The sequence below is a fragment of the Pseudoduganella sp. LjRoot289 genome, from assembly GCF_964252925.1.
GTDB lineage: Bacteria > Pseudomonadota > Gammaproteobacteria > Burkholderiales > Burkholderiaceae_D > Rugamonas.
In genome coordinates this window covers 3,480,978-3,497,291 of sequence record NZ_CAXUPN020000001.1, presented here as the reverse complement: position 1 = coordinate 3,497,291, position 16,314 = coordinate 3,480,978, and the positions used below count along the sequence as shown (strand labels likewise).

13 protein-coding genes are annotated in these 16,314 nt (G+C 65.1%); 4 read left to right on the top strand and 9 right to left on the bottom strand.

Features of this window, described 5'->3' with window-relative positions; genetic code table 11:
* Positions 1–115 precede the first annotated feature (115 nt).
* Positions 116–2,659 (top strand): RNA polymerase sigma factor RpoD, encoded by a 2,544-nt coding sequence (gene rpoD, locus ACSQ8Y_RS14850; RefSeq protein ID WP_436267226.1) that lies wholly within the window; start codon positions 116–118, stop codon positions 2,657–2,659.
* A gap of 101 nt (positions 2,660–2,760) precedes the next feature.
* Here the strand turns inward: rpoD and ACSQ8Y_RS14845 are convergent, their stop codons facing one another.
* Positions 2,761–3,999 carry a PAS domain-containing sensor histidine kinase gene (locus ACSQ8Y_RS14845; RefSeq protein WP_436267225.1) on the bottom strand — a complete coding sequence of 413 codons (1,239 nt, stop codon included), beginning with the start codon at positions 3,997–3,999 and terminating at the stop codon, positions 2,761–2,763.
* Between the two features lie 250 nt (positions 4,000–4,249).
* Here ACSQ8Y_RS14845 and ACSQ8Y_RS14840 point away from each other — a divergent pair, with 250 nt between their 5' ends.
* From ACSQ8Y_RS14840 to ACSQ8Y_RS14830, 3 genes are read left to right on the top strand one after another with little or no spacing between them, the layout of a single operon-like run.
* Entirely contained in the window at positions 4,250–7,087 is a 2,838-nt protein-coding gene (locus tag ACSQ8Y_RS14840; RefSeq protein ID WP_436267224.1) for a xanthine dehydrogenase family protein molybdopterin-binding subunit, read from the top strand.
* Positions 7,084–7,635 carry a (2Fe-2S)-binding protein gene (locus ACSQ8Y_RS14835; RefSeq protein WP_436267223.1) on the top strand — a complete coding sequence of 184 codons (552 nt, stop codon included), beginning with the start codon at positions 7,084–7,086 and terminating at the stop codon, positions 7,633–7,635. The genes ACSQ8Y_RS14840 and ACSQ8Y_RS14835 overlap by 4 nt, the downstream gene beginning before the upstream one ends.
* Complete coding sequence (locus ACSQ8Y_RS14830) at positions 7,635–8,921, top strand: c-type cytochrome (protein WP_436269829.1); 1,287 nt, start codon at positions 7,635–7,637, stop codon at positions 8,919–8,921. Before ACSQ8Y_RS14835 ends, ACSQ8Y_RS14830 begins: the two co-directional genes overlap by 1 nt.
* A 175-nt stretch (positions 8,922–9,096) precedes the next feature.
* Here ACSQ8Y_RS14830 and ACSQ8Y_RS14825 read toward each other — a convergent pair whose 3' ends face one another.
* From ACSQ8Y_RS14825 to ACSQ8Y_RS14790, 8 genes are all read right to left on the bottom strand, one after another.
* Complete coding sequence (locus ACSQ8Y_RS14825; protein WP_436267222.1) at positions 9,097–11,100, bottom strand: ATP-binding cassette domain-containing protein; 2,004 nt, start codon at positions 11,098–11,100, stop codon at positions 9,097–9,099.
* Positions 11,101–11,164: 64 nt separating this feature from the next.
* The gene (prmB, locus tag ACSQ8Y_RS14820) at positions 11,165–12,052 is read right to left on the bottom strand and encodes a 50S ribosomal protein L3 N(5)-glutamine methyltransferase (protein WP_436267221.1); all 888 of its coding nucleotides are present in this window, start codon (positions 12,050–12,052) and stop codon (positions 11,165–11,167) included.
* A gap of 30 nt (positions 12,053–12,082) precedes the next feature.
* Positions 12,083–13,216, bottom strand: a complete 1,134-nt coding sequence (dapE, locus tag ACSQ8Y_RS14815; RefSeq protein ID WP_436267220.1) for a succinyl-diaminopimelate desuccinylase — start codon at positions 13,214–13,216, stop codon at positions 12,083–12,085.
* The gene (locus ACSQ8Y_RS14810; protein ID WP_436267219.1) at positions 13,213–13,566 is read right to left on the bottom strand and encodes an ArsC family reductase; all 354 of its coding nucleotides are present in this window, start codon (positions 13,564–13,566) and stop codon (positions 13,213–13,215) included. The genes dapE and ACSQ8Y_RS14810 overlap by 4 nt, the downstream gene beginning before the upstream one ends.
* A 195-nt stretch (positions 13,567–13,761) precedes the next feature.
* Positions 13,762–14,283: an MFS transporter gene (locus ACSQ8Y_RS14805; RefSeq protein WP_436267218.1), complete on the bottom strand. Its 522-nt coding sequence runs from the start codon at positions 14,281–14,283 to the stop codon at positions 13,762–13,764.
* Positions 14,284–14,326: 43 nt separating this feature from the next.
* Complete coding sequence (locus tag ACSQ8Y_RS14800; RefSeq protein WP_436267217.1) at positions 14,327–14,707, bottom strand: hypothetical protein; 381 nt, start codon at positions 14,705–14,707, stop codon at positions 14,327–14,329.
* The gene (locus ACSQ8Y_RS14795; protein ID WP_436267216.1) at positions 14,704–15,066 is read right to left on the bottom strand and encodes a hypothetical protein; all 363 of its coding nucleotides are present in this window, start codon (positions 15,064–15,066) and stop codon (positions 14,704–14,706) included. Before ACSQ8Y_RS14795 ends, ACSQ8Y_RS14800 begins: the two co-directional genes overlap by 4 nt.
* A 65-nt stretch (positions 15,067–15,131) precedes the next feature.
* Positions 15,132–16,268 carry a PilT/PilU family type 4a pilus ATPase gene (locus tag ACSQ8Y_RS14790; protein WP_436267215.1) on the bottom strand — a complete coding sequence of 379 codons (1,137 nt, stop codon included), beginning with the start codon at positions 16,266–16,268 and terminating at the stop codon, positions 15,132–15,134.
* Positions 16,269–16,314: the final 46 nt, after the last annotated feature.

The window sequence follows — 16,314 nt, the reverse complement described above, 5'->3', positions numbered from 1 at the left end:
CGGGCTTTTTTCATTCCAGCACACCCTAAGCGCCATCGGACCCTTGCCGGCCCGGGTGGCATTGTTTCCACTTCGCGCCGCCGGCCCCCGGGCCTGCCATTGAGAGATACTTGTAATGACGAAAACGCCGAAAACCCTCACGCTGTCCGCCAAAGCCCCACGTACCACCACGGCGCAACTGGCTGTACCTAAGACCACTTTATCTTATGTCATCGACAATGCGCAAGAGGCTGCCGGCAAAGTAACCGTTGTTAAAAAGACGCGCTCGCGCCTGACCGCCGTCGCCGATGCCGACAACGCCGTCGCCGACGTGGCCGAAGCCGTGCCGGCCTACGCCGAGATGGACGCCGTGGACGCGGTGGCCGAGGTGGTCGCCGAAGAGAAGAAGGTGACCGTGAAAATCGCCCGCAAGGCCGGTGCCGCCTCGGCCGCCGTCTCGCTGGCCGCGCCGGCCGGCCCGAAACCGGTGGTCGTCAAGACCCGCGCCGCCAGGGCCAAGGCCGAGCCGGCCCCGGTCGTGATCGTGTCCGGCACCGGCGCCGCGCCGCAGGTGAGCCAGGTGACCGACGCCGCCACCCTGGCCAACATCGACACCTCCGGCTACCTGCTGCCGGGCGTCAAGGTGCCGGGCCGCCGCGGCCGCAAGCCGAGCGAATTCACGCCGGAAAACGATGAAGTGGCGGCGCTGAACGCCGTCGAACGCGCCGAACTGAAGGCCGTGTCGAAAGCGCGCGAGCGCAAGGCCAAGGGCCTGGACGCGCTGAGCACCGAAGGCGTGACCGCCGAGGACCTGGAACGCCGCCGCCTGCAGATCAAGAACCTGATCAACATGGGCAAGGACCGCGGCTTCCTGACCTACGCCGAGATCAACGACCAGTTGCCGGAAAACATCATCGATCCGGAAGCGATCGAAGGTATCATCGCCACCTTCAACGACATGGGCATCGCGGTCTACGAACGCGCGCCGGACGCGGAATCGTTGTTGCTGACTGACAACGTTGCCGCCGTCACCAGCGACGACGAAGTGGAAGCGGCCGCCGCCACCGCGCTGTCGACCGTCGATTCCGACTTCGGCCGCACCACCGACCCGGTCCGCATGTATATGCGTGAAATGGGCGCCGTGGCGCTGCTGACGCGCGAAGGCGAGATCGAAATCGCCAAGCGCATCGAAGGCGGCCTGAAGGACATGATCCAGGCCATCTCGGCCTGCCCGACCACCATCGCCGAGATCGTGGCGCTGGCCAAGAAGATCGAAAACGACGAAATCAAGGTCGACGAGGTGGTCGACGGCTTCGTCGACCTGAACGAATCGAACAACAGCCCGGCCCCGGCCCCGGCTAATCAGCACTCGGCCGCCTCGCACGACGATGACGACGAGGAAGAGGAAGAAGAGGAAGAGGAAGACGGCGACGCCAATGGCGGCGCGGCCGGCTTCTCGACCGAGCAGCTGGTGCAGCTGCGCAAGGGCGCGCTGGAAAAGTTCGAAGTGATCGAAGTGCAGTTCGAGAAAATGCGCAAGGCCGCCGCCGGTTACGGTTCGCCGGCCTACGTCAAGGCGCAGGAAGCCATTTCGGCCGAGCTGCTGGGCATCCGCTTCACCGCCAAGGTGGTCGAGAAGCTGTGCGACACGCTGCGCGGCCAGATGGAGCAGGTGCGTTCGATCGAGCGCGCCGTGCTGGAACTGTGCGTGAACCGCTGCGGCATGCCGCGCGCCCACTTCATCAAGGTCTTCCCGGGCAACGAGTGCGACCTGGACTGGGTGGACGGCGAAGTACACTCCGGCTACCCCTACAGCGCCGTGCTGGGCCGCAATGTGCCGGCCGTGAAGGAACTGCAGTCGAAGATGATCGACCTGCAGGCGCGCGTGGCGCTGCCGCTGGCCGACCTGCGCAAGATCAACAAGCAGATGGCGGCAGGCGAGAAGCGCGCCCGCACCGCCAAGCGCGAAATGACGGTGGCCAACTTGCGCCTGGTGATTTCGATCGCGAAGAAATACATCAACCGCGGCCTGCAGTTCCTCGACCTGATCCAGGAAGGCAACATCGGCCTGCTGAAGGCGGTCGACAAGTTCGAATACCGCCGCGGCTACAAGTTCTCGACCTACGCCACGTGGTGGATACGCCAGGCCATCACCCGCTCGATCGCCGACATGGCACGCACCATCCGCGTGCCGGTGCACATGATCGAGACCATCAACAAGATGAACCGCATCTCGCGCCAGATCATGCAGGAAACCGGCAGCGAGCCGGACCTGGCGACCCTGGCGCTGAAGATGGAAATGCCGGAGAACAAGGTGCGCGAAATCATGAAGATCGCCAAAGAGCCGATCTCCATGGAAACGCCGATGGGCGAGGACGGCGATTCCCAGCTGGGCGACTTCATCGAGGACAACACCACGCTGGCGCCGCTGGACGCCGCGCTGCACGCGTCGATGCGCAATGTGATCAAGGAAGTGCTGGACTCGCTGACCCCGCGCGAAGCGAAGGTGCTGCGCATGCGCTACGGCGTGGAAATGTCGAACGACCACACGCTGGAAGAAGTGGGCAAGCAGTTCGACGTGACGCGCGAGCGCATCCGCCAGATCGAAGCGAAAGCGATGAGCAAGCTGCGCCAGCCGTCGCGCTCGGACAAGTTGAAGACGTTCTTGACCACGCACTAAGCGCGCCGTCATCCGCGCAGGGCCCGGCGCCCTCGCGGGAATCCAAGGTGCGTGTGCGGGAATGCGGCGTATGGATCCCCGCGTGCGCGAGGATGACAAAATCAGGCGCCGGCGGAATGCGCCGAACGGGAGGCTACGGCCTCCCGTTTTTCTTTTCCGGGCAGCATGATGGTGATGGTGGTCCCGCGCCCCGGCGCGTTGTCGGCGACCAGTTCGCCGCCGTGCGCCGACACGCGCTCGCGCAGGGCCAGCATGCCGAACGCCTCGCTGCGGCCGTCGCCGACGTCGCCGACGTCGATGCGCTGCGGACGCATGCCGTTGTCGCTGATGACGATCAGCAGCGCGTCCTCGCGCAAGTCGAGCGAGACGTCGAGCCGGGTGGCCTTGGCGTAGGCGTCGATGTTGAACAGCGCTTCCTGGATCATGCGGAACACGGCCCAGGTCTCGCGCTGCGCCAGCTGGCAGCCGCCGCTGTCGTCGATCAGGTGCAGCTGGCAGTGCATGCTGCTGCGGCGTTCCTGTTGCTTCAACAGCCAGTCCACGGCCGCCGGCAGGCCCAGCTCCAGCGTGCTCGGATGCAGATCGTTGATCAGCGCGCGCGCCGAGTGGATGGCGTCGTCCAGTATGGCCAGCACGCGTCCGCTGTGGGCGTGCAGCCTCGGGTGGCGCGCGCGCGTGGCGTTGTACAGCAGCCTGGCATCCAGCTTGAGCGCCATCAGGCTTTGGCCCAGGTCGTCGTGCAGGCATTGCGCCAGGCGGCGGCGCTCCTCCTCGCGCAGGTTTTCCTGGTGGTCGCTCAGCTCGCGCAGCTGGCGCAGCGAGTCCTGCAGCGCATGCTCGGCGGCGCGGCGCTCCGTCACGTCGACGCACATGCCGATCAGCAGCGCAGGCTCGCCCTCGGCGTCGTACAAGGGCTGTTTGTAGGTCAGCAGGCGACGGTCTTTGCGATGGCCTGCATGCCAGATCCACTCTTCGTAGGTCCACAGCTTGCGGGTGGCGAAAGCGGTGCGGTCGGCTTCCAGGAAGCCCGCCTGCTGCTCGGCCGGATAGTGCTCGGTGCCACGCGTACCGACCAGCTTGCTGAACTCGACCCCGAACACCGTTTCGCAGGCCGCGTTCATCATGACGAAGCGCGACTCGGCGTCCTTCACGAACAGCGCCACCGGCAGCATGGCGATCAGTTCCCGCAACTGGCTTTGGCCGGCCGCCAGCGTGGCCGCGTCGGCCTGGCTGGCGGCCAAGGCGGCGAGCGCCGCGTCGCGCGCCCGCGCGGCCGAGCGCCACATCCAGAGTGCGCCGGTGCTCAGCAGGGCGGAAAAAAGTACGAGTTCAGAAAACATTCAGAAGACTTATATGTTTTATTGATATTTTGACATCTGCATGTATAGCATAAAACCATGTATCTGGGACGCTCCACTGCCATTAATGATCAGTGCGGTATGGCCCTGTTGGCGGGGCGCCGAAGATGAGACAGTGCCGCCCGGAGTTTCTTGACAACCGAAAACGTTGGCGAGACGATGCATGCGGACCGTGTCACCAGTCCCGTATTCGGTTCGGAAACCCGTCATCCAATATTGGGAGTATTTCATCATGAAGGTCGAACTTTCGCGCCGCAAGTTTCTGAAGGCGGGCATGGTCGCGGGCGTGGCGGTGTACATCGCGCCCTTGGGCGGCAAAGCGTTTGCCGCCCTGTTCGAGGACAAAATCCTCACCCCCGTCGCCTGGGATCCAAAAAACGGCCAGGCCAAGGTCCGCATCGACGGCAGGGCCAAGGTCACCGGCGCCAAAGTGTTCGCGCGCGACATCCGCGCCAAGGACATGCCGCACTGGCCCCAGCAGCAAGCCCATGCCTTCATCCTGCGCGCCACCCGCGCCGACGCCGCCTATGCCGGCCTGGACCTGTCGCTGCTGGGCGAGGACCTGAAGCCGGACCGCCTGGTCACGGCGGCCGACCTGGAGCGCGACGGCGTCGCCTTCCCGGCCTTCTACGGCGCCGACATGCTGCTGCCGGAAGGCAAGCAGGCGGCCTATCTGGGCCACGCGGTGGCCATCCTGATCTACAAGGACTTCGCGCGCTACCGCTTCGCCAAGGACGCGCTGCAGTTCAAGGACGGCGTGCTGCGCTACGGCGCGCCCGTGCCGGCGCTGGAGCGCGACCCATGGGGCACCTTCCGCTTCGTGCGCGTGGGCGGCGCGACCTCGGCCGACGAGGACAAGTTCTCCAGCCTGGGCAACGCGCCGGTCTTCCCCAGCATGATGCGCAAGCAGCAGCCGGTGTGGCCGGACGGCATCGAGCACGGCAAGCTGGGCGAGCAGGGCATGTTCTACGCCAAGCAGATCAAGGCCGAGCTGGACAGCCCGCCGGCCGACTGGCTGGTGCTCGAACGCAGCTACAAGACGCAGTCGGTGGACACCGCCGCGCTCGAGCCGGACAACGCCAACTGCTGGTACGACGCCGACAAGCAGGCCCTGCACATGGTGGTGGCCACCCAGGGGCCGCAGGAAGTGGTCGACAGCGCGCTGGAGATGATGAAGAAGTGCAAGCTCCCGCTCAAGGCGCTGTATCTGCACCCGTGCTACACCGTGGGCTACGGTTCCAAGGACCATTACAACTTCCCGTTCTACGGCCTGGCGTGCGCGCTGTACGGCGGCGGCCTGCCGGTGCGCCTGGCGAACGACCGCTACGAGCAGTTCCAGACCTCGATCAAGCGCCATGCTTTCGACATGCAGTACCGCATGGCGGTGGACCGCAAGAGCGGCATGATGCAATCGTTCGCCGGCACCTTTGAAGGCAACGGCGGCGGCCGCTCCAACTTCTCGCCTTCGGTGGTGATGGTGGCCGCCACGGCGGCGCAATCGATCTATTACTTCCCGAAGAACGACTTCGCGGCCGTGGCGATCGCCTCGCGCGCGGTGGACGCCGGCTCGGCGCGCGGCTACGGCACCTTGCAAAGCATGGCGGCGACCGAAATGATGGTCGACGAGTTCGCCGCCCGGCTCAAGCTGGACCCGATCGAATTCCGCCTGCGCAACGCGCTGCGCTCGGGCATGAAGAATAGCCAGGGCGCGATCCCCGCCGGCGCCATCCGCGTCGACGAGGTGCTGCGCAAGGCGCAAGCGCATCCCTTGTGGACCAGGCGCGCGCAGCAGAAGGCCGCGTACGAACTGGCGCACCCCGGCCAGCGCTACGGCGTCGGCTTCGCCTGCACGCAGAAGGATTTCGGCACCGGCGCGGAAAGCTCGCTGGCGCGCATCGAGATCGACGCCGACGGCAAGATCCGCGTCTGGCACAGCGGCACCGAGATCGGCACCGGGATGTCGACCTCGCAGGCCATCGCCTGCGCCAAGTGGCTGAGCCGCCCGGCCGACGCCATCCTGACCGCCGTCACCGAGTGGCCCGACCTGCCGGTGGTGGCCACCGGCGACCCCTACATCATGAGCCAGGCCGAGCAGGACAAGCTGTCGGCCAACCCGCGCTGGTCGCCGACCTATTGTTCGCCCGCCAGCGCCACCAACTCGGCCTATTACTACACCCACAGCACGCGCGAAGCGGCCCGCGTGGTCTTCATGCACGGCCTCTGGCCGGCCGCGATGGCGATCTGGAGCCAGGGCGTGGCGGGCGGCCAGGCGGCCTCGCTGGTGATACGCGTGGAGGATGCGCGCTGGGTGGACGGCAAGCTGTCGGCCGGCGGCCTGGAGGCGCTGCCCTTCGAGCAGCTGGTCAGGAAGGCGCACGAGCTGGGCCTGGTGACGGGCGCGGCGGTGCACGTGTTCAACCGCTGGCAGTGGAGCGAGGCGGACTGGGAAATCGGCGGCGCCACGGTGCGCCTGCCGGTCGACGGCCTGTCGCTGCGCTACGGCGACGGCGCCGCTGCCGCTGCCGCTGCGGCGCGCAAGGCGCTGCCGAAAACGCCGGGCGGCTACCACCTGCTGGACCGGAAGAGAGCGTATATGCCGGCCACGCAGCGCAACGGCGCCATGGTGACCTATTACAGCTGCGTCGGCACGCTGGTGGAACTGGCGGTGCACGAGGGCAGCGGCAAGGTCGAGCTGCTGAGCCACCACTCCATCATGGAGTGCGGCAATATGCTGTCGCCGCAGCTGGTGTCGAGCCAGCTGCAGGGCGGGCTGGCCATGGGCATCGGCCACGCGCTGCACGAAACCATGCCGCTGTACGAGGACGGTCCCGGCAACGGGACCTGGAACTTCAACCGCTACCATCTGCCGCGCGCGTCGGACGTCGCGGTGTGGAAGCAGACCGCCGAAGTGCTGCCGCCCGTGTCCGAAACCGACCCGCCCAAAGGCATCGCCGAAGTGGTGATGATCCCCGTCGTCGGCGCCATCGTGAACGGCCTGGCGCACGCCATCGGCCATCGGTTCACCGATTTGCCCGTCACCCCGCAACGTATCCAGGAGGTGCTGGCATGAGCATCGTCACCAAACCCATTACCTTACATTTGAACGGCAAGACTGTCGGCCCCGTACCCGTACCCGAGGGCATCATGATGGTCGACTTCCTGCACGAGTACCTGGACCTGACGGGCTCGCGCCTGGGCTGCGGCCAGGGCGTGTGCCACGCCTGCGTGGTCATCCTCGACAAGCCAGACGGCAGCAGCGAGGAAGTGCGCTCCTGCATCACCGGCGCGCACTACTTCGAGGGCAAGAAGGTGCGCACCGTGGAGGGCATAGGCAAGCTGGACGAGAAGGGCGACGTGGTGGCGCTGTCGCCCATCCAGGAGAAGTTCCTGGAGCACTTCAGCTTCCAGTGCGGCTACTGCACGCCGGGCTTCGTCAACGCCGCCACCGTGCTGCTGGAGCGCCTCAAGCGCCAGCCCGTGGCCAGGGCGGACGTCGAGCAGACCATCAGCGCGGCGCTGGAAGGACATATCTGCCGCTGCACGGGCTATGTGCGCTACTACGAGGCGGTCAAGGATGTGGTGCTGGGCACCCCCGGCCTGGTGAAGGAGGGCAAATGATGGCCCCGCTCGGATATCCCTACGCGCAGCCGCCGGCGCTGCGCCGCATCGCTGCCGGCGCCGCGGCGATCGCCATGCTGGCGCTGCTTGCGGGCTGCGGCAAGGGCGGCGGCAGCGGTGCCACCGCGCCGCCGGCGAACAACAAAGAACTCGTCGAACGCGGCCGCTACCTGGCCAGGATGGCCGACTGCGCGGCCTGCCACACCACGGCCAGCGGCGCCGCGTGGGCCGGCGGCGTGGAATTGAAATCGCCCTTCGGCACCTTCTACGGCACCAACATCACGCCGGACAAGGAGCACGGCATCGGCACCTGGAGCGCGGAGGAGTTCTACGCGGCGCTGCGCGACGGCGTCACGCCGGACAAGCACTTGTATCCGGCCATGCCCTACACCTCCTACCGTTCGATGCCGCGCGCCGACAGCGACGCGATCTACGCCTACCTGATGCAAACCAGGCCGGCGGCGGTGGCGGACAAGGAGCCGGACCTGAAGTTCCCGTACAACATGCGCTTCGGCGTGCGCTTCTGGAACATGCTGTTCCTCAAGGATGAACTGAGCGATGCTTCGGTGGGGCAGTCCGCCGAGTGGAAGCGCGGCCGCTATTTGACCAACACGCTGGGCCACTGCGCGGAATGCCATACGCCGCGCGGCGCGCTGGGGCAGATGGATCTGTCGCGCACGCTGACCGGCAACCGCATGGCGCGCATCGGCGCGCCCGACATCACGCCCGCCGGCCTGTCGGCGATGGGCTGGACGCAGCCTGACCTGGCGACTTTCCTGAGCACCGGTGTGGCGCCGCAAGGATCGGCAACCGGCGAGATGTTCGAGGTGGTCCACCTGAGCACGCAGCACATGGCGCCGGGCGACGTGAAGGCGATGACGACCTATCTGATGGGCGACAAGCCGCTGGCGCCGCAGGCGCTCAAGGTGGTCAACGCCACTGGGGCCGACATCGACGCCGGGCGCCGCACCTATGTCGCGGTGTGCGCGGGCTGCCACGGCATCGACGGCGGCGGCAAGCCGCACGTGGCGGTGGCGATGAAAGGCAACTCATCGGTGCGCGGCGCGGATCCGCACAACCTGATCGCGGTGACCCTGGACGGCATCAAGGCCCAGCATTTCGGCGAGAAGGAAAGCATGCAGGAGATGCCCGGCTTCGCGGGCAAGCTGTCGGACAAGGAGGTGGCGGACCTGGCGACCTACATGCGCGCCACCTGGGGCGGCGCGGCCAAGGTGAGCGAGGCGCAGGTCAAGACGGTGCGGGACGAGGCGGGCAAGGGGCACTGAGCCCGGTGGCGGCGCTGGCATGGCGGGTTACGCGGCGAGCCGCTAACCCGCCCTACTGAGCGCGCAAAACTGACGTAGGGCGGGTTAGCACGAAGTGCGTAACCCGCCACAGCGCCGCCTGCGGTGCAGGCAATGGCGGCTTACGCGGGCCAAGCCCGCTAGCCCGCGCTGCCCTTTAACCGGCGAGGGCTTCGAGCTGCTCCTGCAGCTCCAGCCATTCGCCTTCCAGCAGCGCCAGGTCCTTGGTATAGAAGGCCTGGTCGGTCAGCAGGGTTTTCAGCTTGGCCTTGTTGGCCGCGTCGTAGATCGCGCTGTCGCCCAGCGCGGCGTCGACTTCGGCTTTCTGGCCGTTGCGCTTGGCGATGTTCTCCTCCAGGCGCTTGAGCTTATTCTCGATCGGCTTGCGCTGTGCGGACAGCTTCTGGCGCTGTTCTGCGTCCAGGCGCTTCTGGTCCTTGTTGTTCGCCACCGGCGCGGCGGCGGCCGGCGCGGCGACCGGCGAAGTCACCGGGAAGTCGGTCTTGTTAGCCTTGCCCGCAGCCGGCAGCACGTCGGTGCCTTTGCCCAGCTTGGTCTTGAACAGCCAGTCCTTGTAGTCGTCCAGATCGCCGTCGAACGGCTGCAGCTTGCCGTCGGCGACAATGATGAATTCGTCGGTGGTGGCGCGCAGCAAATGCCTGTCGTGCGATACCACCACCAGCGTGCCCTCGAACTGCGCCAGCGCCTCGGTCAGCGCCTCGCGCGTTTCCAGATCCAGGTGATTGGTCGGTTCATCGAGCAGCAGCAGGTTGGGCCGTTGCCACACGATCAGCGCCAGCGCCAGGCGGGCCTTCTCGCCGCCGGAGAACGGCGCGATCGAGCTGGTGACCATGGTGCCGGGGAAGTTGAAGCCGCCGAGGAAGTTGCGCAGTTCCTGCTCGCGCACGGTCGGGGCGATCTTCGCCAGGTGCCATAGCGGCGATTCGTCGTGGCGCAGCATTTCCACCTGGTGCTGGGCGAAGTAGCCGATGTTCAGGCCCTTGCCCATGGTGGCGTCGCCGGTGAGCGGCATCAGCTCGCCCGCGATGGTCTTGATCAGCGTCGACTTGCCGGCGCCGTTCACGCCCAGCAGGCCGATACGCTGGCCGATCTGCAGGGAGAACTTGATCTTGTTGACGATGGTTTTGTGGGTGATGTCGCCGGTTTCTTCGTTCTCGATCTTGTAGCCGGCGTCGACGTCCTCCATCACCAGCAGCGGATTCGGCGCGCTCAGCGGCTCGCGGAATTCGAAGGAGAATTCGGCCGCTGCGCGCAGCGGCGCCAGTTCTTCCATCTTGGCCAGCGCCTTCATGCGGCTCTGCGCCTGGCGGGCCTTGGAGGCCTGCGCCTTGAAGCGGTTCACGAACGATTCGAGGTGGGCGCGCTTGCGCTGCTGCTTTTCCAGCGCGCCGGCGGCCAGTATCATCTGCGCCGCGCGCTGGCGTTCGAACGACGAGTAGTTGCCCGAATAGCGTTTCAGCTTGCGCTCGTCGATGTGCACCACCACGTTGACCACTTCATCGAGGAAGTCGCGATCGTGGGAAATGATGATCAAGGTGCCGGCGTAGCGTTTCAGCCAGTCTTCCAGCCAGATGATGGCGTCCAGATCCAGGTGGTTGGTCGGTTCATCGAGCAGCAGCAGGTCGGAAGGGCACATCAGCGCCTGCGCCAGGTTCAAACGCATGCGCCAGCCGCCGGAGAAGCTGGCCACCGGCAGCTGCATCTGGTCCAGCGTGAAGCCCAGGCCCAGCAGCAGCTGTTCGCCGCGCGACTGCACGGTGTAGGCGTCGGCGTCGGCCAGCGCGCTGTAGATCTCGCCGATGGCGATGCCATTGTCGGACGATTCCGGCTCCGACTCCAGGCGCGCCAGTTCCGCTTCCAGCTTGCGCAGCGTGATGTCGCCGTCGATGGCGTAATCGAGCGCGCAGCGTTCCAGCGGCGGCGTTTCCTGCGCCACGTAAGCGACGCGCCATTTGGCCGGGAAGTCGATTTCGCCCTGGTCCGGGTGCAGCTCGCCGCGCATCATCGCGAACAGGCTCGATTTGCCGGCGCCGTTCGCGCCGATCAGGCCGATCTTGTCGCCGGGGTTGAGGGTGACATCGACCTGTTCCAGCAGCGGCTTCACGCCGCGCATCAGGCTTACTTGAAGAAAGCGGATCATTCGTAGTCTTTCGTGCCGTCGTCCCGCGCAGGCTAGGCGCCCCTGCGGAAATGACGCGGTTCTTTTAAAGTTTCAGTTGGTCAGCGGTCAGCAGGAACACCATGTCGTCGCCGGCGCTGGTGGTGAGCCAGGTCAGGCCCAGTTCGCCGAAGGCCTTTTCGGCGAACGCGCGCTCGTTGCCGATTTCGACGATCAGCAAGCCCTCGTCGGTCAGGCGCTCGGCGGCGCCGGCCACGATGCGGCGCACCAGGTCCATGCCGTCCGCGCCGCCTTCGAGGGCGATTTGCGGCTCGGCCAGGTATTCGGGCGGCAGCTTGGCCATGGAGCCGGAGTTCACGTACGGCGGGTTGGTGATGATCAGGTCGTACTTCTTGTCCGGTACATTGGTGTACAGGTCGGACTCGATCAGGGTCAGGCGGTCCTGCAGCTTGTAGGTGTCGACGTTGATGCGGGCCACGTCCAGCGCGTCCCGGGAGATGTCCACCGCATCCACGTGCGCGTTCGGGAAGGCCTCGGCCAGCATGATGGCCAGGCAGCCGGAGCCCGTGCACAGCTCCAGCACATTGGTGGTTGCTTCGGGATCGACCATCCACGGCGAGAAGTAGTCGGGTATCAGCTCGGCGATGAAGGAGCGCGGCACCAGCGCGCGCTCGTCGACGTAGAAGCTGTAAGGCCCCAGCCACGCTTCGCGCGTGATATAGGCGGCCGGCACGCGGTCGGTGGCGCGGCGCTCGATCACGGCCAGCACGGCGTCGATCTCGTGCGGCAGCAGGCGCGCGTCCAGGAACGGGTCCAGCTTGTCGAGCGGCAGTTTCAGCGTGTGCAGGATCAGGTAGGCGGCTTCGTCCAGCGCTTCCACGCTGCCATGGCCGAAGAACAGCTTGGCGGTGTTGAAGCGGGTGACGGCGTAGCGCAGCAGGTCGCGCGGCGTGGTGAAAATGGAGGTGGTCATTATTGTTCTCGCAAAAAGTACATGCCGCGGTCAGCGCAGCAAGTTCTCAAGGGTACGGCGGTAGATGTTCTTCAGCGGATCGATGTGGCGCAGTTCGATGTGCTCGTCGATCTTGTGGATGCTGGCATTGGGAGGGCCGAATTCTATCACCTGGGGGCAGATCTGCGCGATAAAGCGGCCATCGGAGGTGCCGCCGGTGGTCGAGAGTTCGGTTTCGATGCCGGTTTCGGCGCGGATCGCGTCGGTGATGGCGTCGCTCAGCGCGCCGCGCGGCGTCAGGAAGGGCAGGCCGCTCAAGGTCCACTTCAAGTCGTATTCCAGGCCGTGCCTGTCGAGGATGGCGTGCACGCGCGCGCGCAGGCCCTCGTGCGTGCTGGCGGTGGAGAAGCGGAAGTTGAAGTCGATCTCCAGCGCGCCGGGGATGACGTTGTTGGCGCCGGTGCCGGCCTTGATGTTGGACATCTGCCAGGAGGTGGGCAGGTAGTACTCGTTGCCCTCGTCCCAGACCTCGGCCACCAGGTCGGCCAGCGCCTGCGCCGACTGGTGGATGGGGTTGCGCGCCAGCTGCGGATAGGCGATGTGGCCCTGGATACCCTTGACGGCCAGGTGGCCGGATAAGGAACCGCGGCGGCCGTTCTTGATGACGTCGCCCAGCGTCTTGTCCGAAGTCGGCTCGCCGACGATGCAGTAGTCGATGGTCTCGCCGCGCGCCTTGAGCTTCTCGACCACCACCACGGTGCCGTCGGTGGCCGGGCCTTCCTCGTCGCTGGTGATCAGGAAGGCGATCGAGCCCTTGTGGTCCGCGTGGGCGGCGACGAATTCCTCGCACGCCACCACGAAGGCCGCGATCGAGGTTTTCATGTCGGCCGCGCCGCGGCCGTACAGCTTGCCGTCGCGGTGGGTGGGGTAGAACGGTTCCGAAGTCCATTGCTCGACCGGGCCGGTGGGCACCACGTCGGTGTGGCCGGCGAACACCAGCACCGGGCTGGCCGTGCCGCGCCGCGCCCACAGGTTGGTCACGTCGTTGGAGACGATGGTCTCGCAGATGAAGCCGAGCGGCTCCAGCAGTGCGATCAGCTGGTCCTGGCAACCCTTGTCCTCGGGCGTGACCGAGGCGCGGCCAAGCAGTTTCTCGGTCAGCGCGAGGGTGCGGGAAGCGCTCATTTGGCGAAGATCTGCTGATAGGCGTCCGGCGAAAAGCCGACGTGGCAAGCCTCGTCCGCGCCCTGCAGCACCGGGCGCTTGATCACGGACGGGAATTCCAGCATCAGCGCGGTGGCGCTGGCGGCGTCGGTGACGGCGGCCTTGCGCTCGTCGGGCAGGCCGCGCCAGGTCGTGCCCTTCTTGTTGACCAGAACTTCCCAGCCCAAAGTCTGCAGCCAGCCCTGGACGGTGTGCTCCGTCAGGCCCTGCTTTTTGAAGTCGTGGAAGGTGAAGTCGAGCTGCTGGCCGGCCAGCCAGACGCGGGCTTTCTTCACCGTGTCGCAGTTGGGGATGCCGTAGAGAGTAATCATGGGGTGCGTGGATTCAGGAGCGTGGCCGCGCCGGGCGGCGGCCGAAGTGCGACATTATAACTTGACTCACAGGTGCTGCCGGAGCCGGCCACGGCTGTTCCAGCCAGGGCGCGGCGATTGTTGGGAAATTAGCGTCGCGCCGCTTGCGTTCTGCAAAGGGGGCAGCGGCAACCACGTCGGCTTATTCGGCAACTTCTACTGTTGATGTGGCTGGCGCGTATCAGTTGGGGGCGATGCGCCAGCGCGAACTGGCCGCCACCAGCAGCATGGCGCAGCCCAGGCCGGCGAAGGCCAGCTGCCGCCCGCGCCCGCGATGCCGTCCACGCTGAACATGCCATGGAAGCCGGACATCAGCGCGTGGCCGCTTTCCTTTTCCACCTGCGCCGCCTGCACATTGATGGCCACGTCCAGCGTGCCTATGGTCGCGCCGAACAGGAACAGCGCGACGCCAAGCAGCAGCGGCGTTGGCGCGACAGCAAGAAAGGGCAGCACCGCGCATACCAGCCCGCCGGACGCCAATATCACCGGCCGGCAGCCGAAGCGCGAGGTTAGCACGCCGGTTACCGGCATCGCCAGGATGGGGCCGATGCCGAGGCACAGCAGCAGCACGCCCAGTTGCGCCGCCTCCAGATGCAGGCGATCTTTCGCGTATGGCACCAGCGGCGCCCAGGCTGCCATGGTAATGCCAGCAGTTAAGAATCCGAGACGGGTTGACATTCGGCGTGCTGCGTGCGCGATCACTTTGGCAAAGGTGATATGACTATTCTAAAGGCAACATTGTGCCCCGAGACTGCCTCATGGAGCATACAATATTTTTAGACAACCACGACATTTCGATGGGATTCAAATCGACGTCGCTAAGAAGCTCAACCAGCTTTTCGCCTTCAAAAATGAACAGTTTGGCTGTGTGAATTTCCTGTGCCGGGAACAGAAGATGTTCACGTGCCAGGAATGCTTTATCAACCAATACCAGAGTTTGAACGCAATTGTTCTTTTTCCACGTCGCCTCAAATACCTGCGATGCTTGTTCTATATTTCTGATTATGAATCGGTAGGCTGATTTTTCAGCCTGCCGCCATTGCAACTCAGAATTTTGAGTGCGCCGTACAATGTCTTTGTACAGGCTCTTGCTTCGGTTCATAAGTCCTCCGAAAAGGATCGTAAATCCTCTAACGCTTCAACCAGCGCTGGTGCGTCGCCAGCGTTCAAGAAACTGTGGATCGCGATGACTGCACGCCCCCTCGGGGTGAACTTATGCCATGCATAAATCGGCAGATTGGTCTTCAGCGACGCCACCTTGCCGCGCCATTTGGGATGCCGTAGCTGATTGGCGTGGCAGATGTCGAGCATGTCATCGCAGATCTGCTGCAACCGCAATCGGCGTCTGAACTTGATTATATTCGCTTTGATGCTGCGCACGTAGGCGAGTGATGCTAGCGAGACGACAAGGCCGAAGAGAGAGGCCCAGCCGGAATAGAAGGCGAGCTGATCTGGTGACATGAAGCCTCCAGCCGGAGATGAAACTCAAGTTTACATCGGCCGGGAGCGCGCGATATTGATGGGTGTCAGGTGTTCAGCGTGAACTCGGTGAACGAGGTTTCGGCGGCGGGCGCCTTCTGTTCCGGCTCTTCGTGCTTGCTGTCCGGACCGTTGTTGAGCAGCCAGAGCAGGTTGCTGGCCGAGTCGGCGTTGGCGAGGGCTTCCTCCTGGCTGATCAAGCCTTCCTGCACCAGCTTGAACAGCGCCATCTCGAACGATTGCGAGCCGGCCGACAGGCTCTTCTCCATCGCTTCCTTGATCTGGTTGATCTCGCCTTTTTCGATCAGGTCCGAAATGTGGCGCGTGTTCAGCATCACTTCCACCGCCGCCGTGCGCGTGCCGCCGTTGATGGAGCGCACCAGGCGCTGCGACACGATGGCCTTGGCAGTCGACGACAAGTCCTGCAGCAGCGCCGCGCGGTTCTCTATCGGGTAAAAGCTGATGATGCGGTTCAGCGCGTTGTAGCTGTTGTTGGCGTGCAGCGTGGCCAGCACCAGGTGGCCCGATTGCGCATAGGCCAGCGCGGCTGCCATGGTCTCGCGGTCGCGGATTTCGCCGATCAGGATGCAGTCCGGCGCCTGGCGCATGGAATTGCGCAGCGCGGTATAGAAGTCCTTGGCGTCGCTGCCGATCTCGCGCTGGTTGACGATGGATTTCTTGTTCTTGAACAGGTACTCGATGGGGTCTTCGAGCGTGAGGATGTGGCCCGAACGCAGTTCGTTGCGGTGGTCCAGCATCGATGCGATGGTGGTCGATTTGCCCGAGCCGGTGGCGCCGACCAGCAGCAGCAGGCCGCGCTTTTCCATGATCAGCTCGGCCAGGATGGGCGGCAGCGCCAGGTCGCCCAGCGCCGGGATGTTGGCCGGCACGAAGCGGAACACGGCAGAGATGCTGCCGCGCTGGCGAAAGGCCGACAGGCGGAAACGCCCCAGGTTCTGCACCGAGTAGCCCATGTTGAGCTCATTGTCGCGTTCCAGTTCCTCCATCTGCGCCGGGGAGCAGATTTCGGCCAGCAGCGCGTGGATGTTTTCCGGCTCCAGCTTCTGCTGGTTGATCGGGATCAGGTTCCCGTTGATCTTGATGTGGACAGGGGAATTGACCGCGAAGAACATGTCCGACGCGTTCTTTTCCTTCATCAGCTGGAACAGGCGGTCCATAGCCATGGTGCTCTCCCTGTGGCGGGTTACGCGGCTCTGCCGCTAACCCGCC

What these genes read in the sequence shown, in the direction of transcription:
- rpoD (WP_436267226.1), top strand. Translation starts at nt 116, where the DNA reads ATGACGAAAACGCCGAAAACCCTCACGCTGTCCGCCAAAGCCCCACGT.
- ACSQ8Y_RS14835 (WP_436267223.1), top strand. Translation starts at nt 7,084, where the DNA reads ATGAGCATCGTCACCAAACCCATTACCTTACATTTGAACGGCAAGACT.
- ACSQ8Y_RS14825 (WP_436267222.1), bottom strand. Translation starts at nt 11,100, where the DNA reads ATGATCCGCTTTCTTCAAGTAAGCCTGATGCGCGGCGTGAAGCCGCTG.
- prmB (WP_436267221.1), bottom strand. Translation starts at nt 12,052, where the DNA reads ATGACCACCTCCATTTTCACCACGCCGCGCGACCTGCTGCGCTACGCC.
- ACSQ8Y_RS14845 (WP_436267225.1), bottom strand. Translation starts at nt 3,999, where the DNA reads ATGTTTTCTGAACTCGTACTTTTTTCCGCCCTGCTGAGCACCGGCGCA.
- ACSQ8Y_RS14830 (WP_436269829.1), top strand. Translation starts at nt 7,635, where the DNA reads ATGGCCCCGCTCGGATATCCCTACGCGCAGCCGCCGGCGCTGCGCCGC.
- dapE (WP_436267220.1), bottom strand. Translation starts at nt 13,216, where the DNA reads ATGAGCGCTTCCCGCACCCTCGCGCTGACCGAGAAACTGCTTGGCCGC.
- ACSQ8Y_RS14810 (WP_436267219.1), bottom strand. Translation starts at nt 13,566, where the DNA reads ATGATTACTCTCTACGGCATCCCCAACTGCGACACGGTGAAGAAAGCC.
- ACSQ8Y_RS14800 (WP_436267217.1), bottom strand. Translation starts at nt 14,707, where the DNA reads ATGAACCGAAGCAAGAGCCTGTACAAAGACATTGTACGGCGCACTCAA.
- ACSQ8Y_RS14795 (WP_436267216.1), bottom strand. Translation starts at nt 15,066, where the DNA reads ATGTCACCAGATCAGCTCGCCTTCTATTCCGGCTGGGCCTCTCTCTTC.
- ACSQ8Y_RS14790 (WP_436267215.1), bottom strand. Translation starts at nt 16,268, where the DNA reads ATGGCTATGGACCGCCTGTTCCAGCTGATGAAGGAAAAGAACGCGTCG.
- ACSQ8Y_RS14840 (WP_436267224.1), top strand. Translation starts at nt 4,250, where the DNA reads ATGAAGGTCGAACTTTCGCGCCGCAAGTTTCTGAAGGCGGGCATGGTC.
- ACSQ8Y_RS14805 (WP_436267218.1), bottom strand. Translation starts at nt 14,283, where the DNA reads ATGTCAACCCGTCTCGGATTCTTAACTGCTGGCATTACCATGGCAGCC.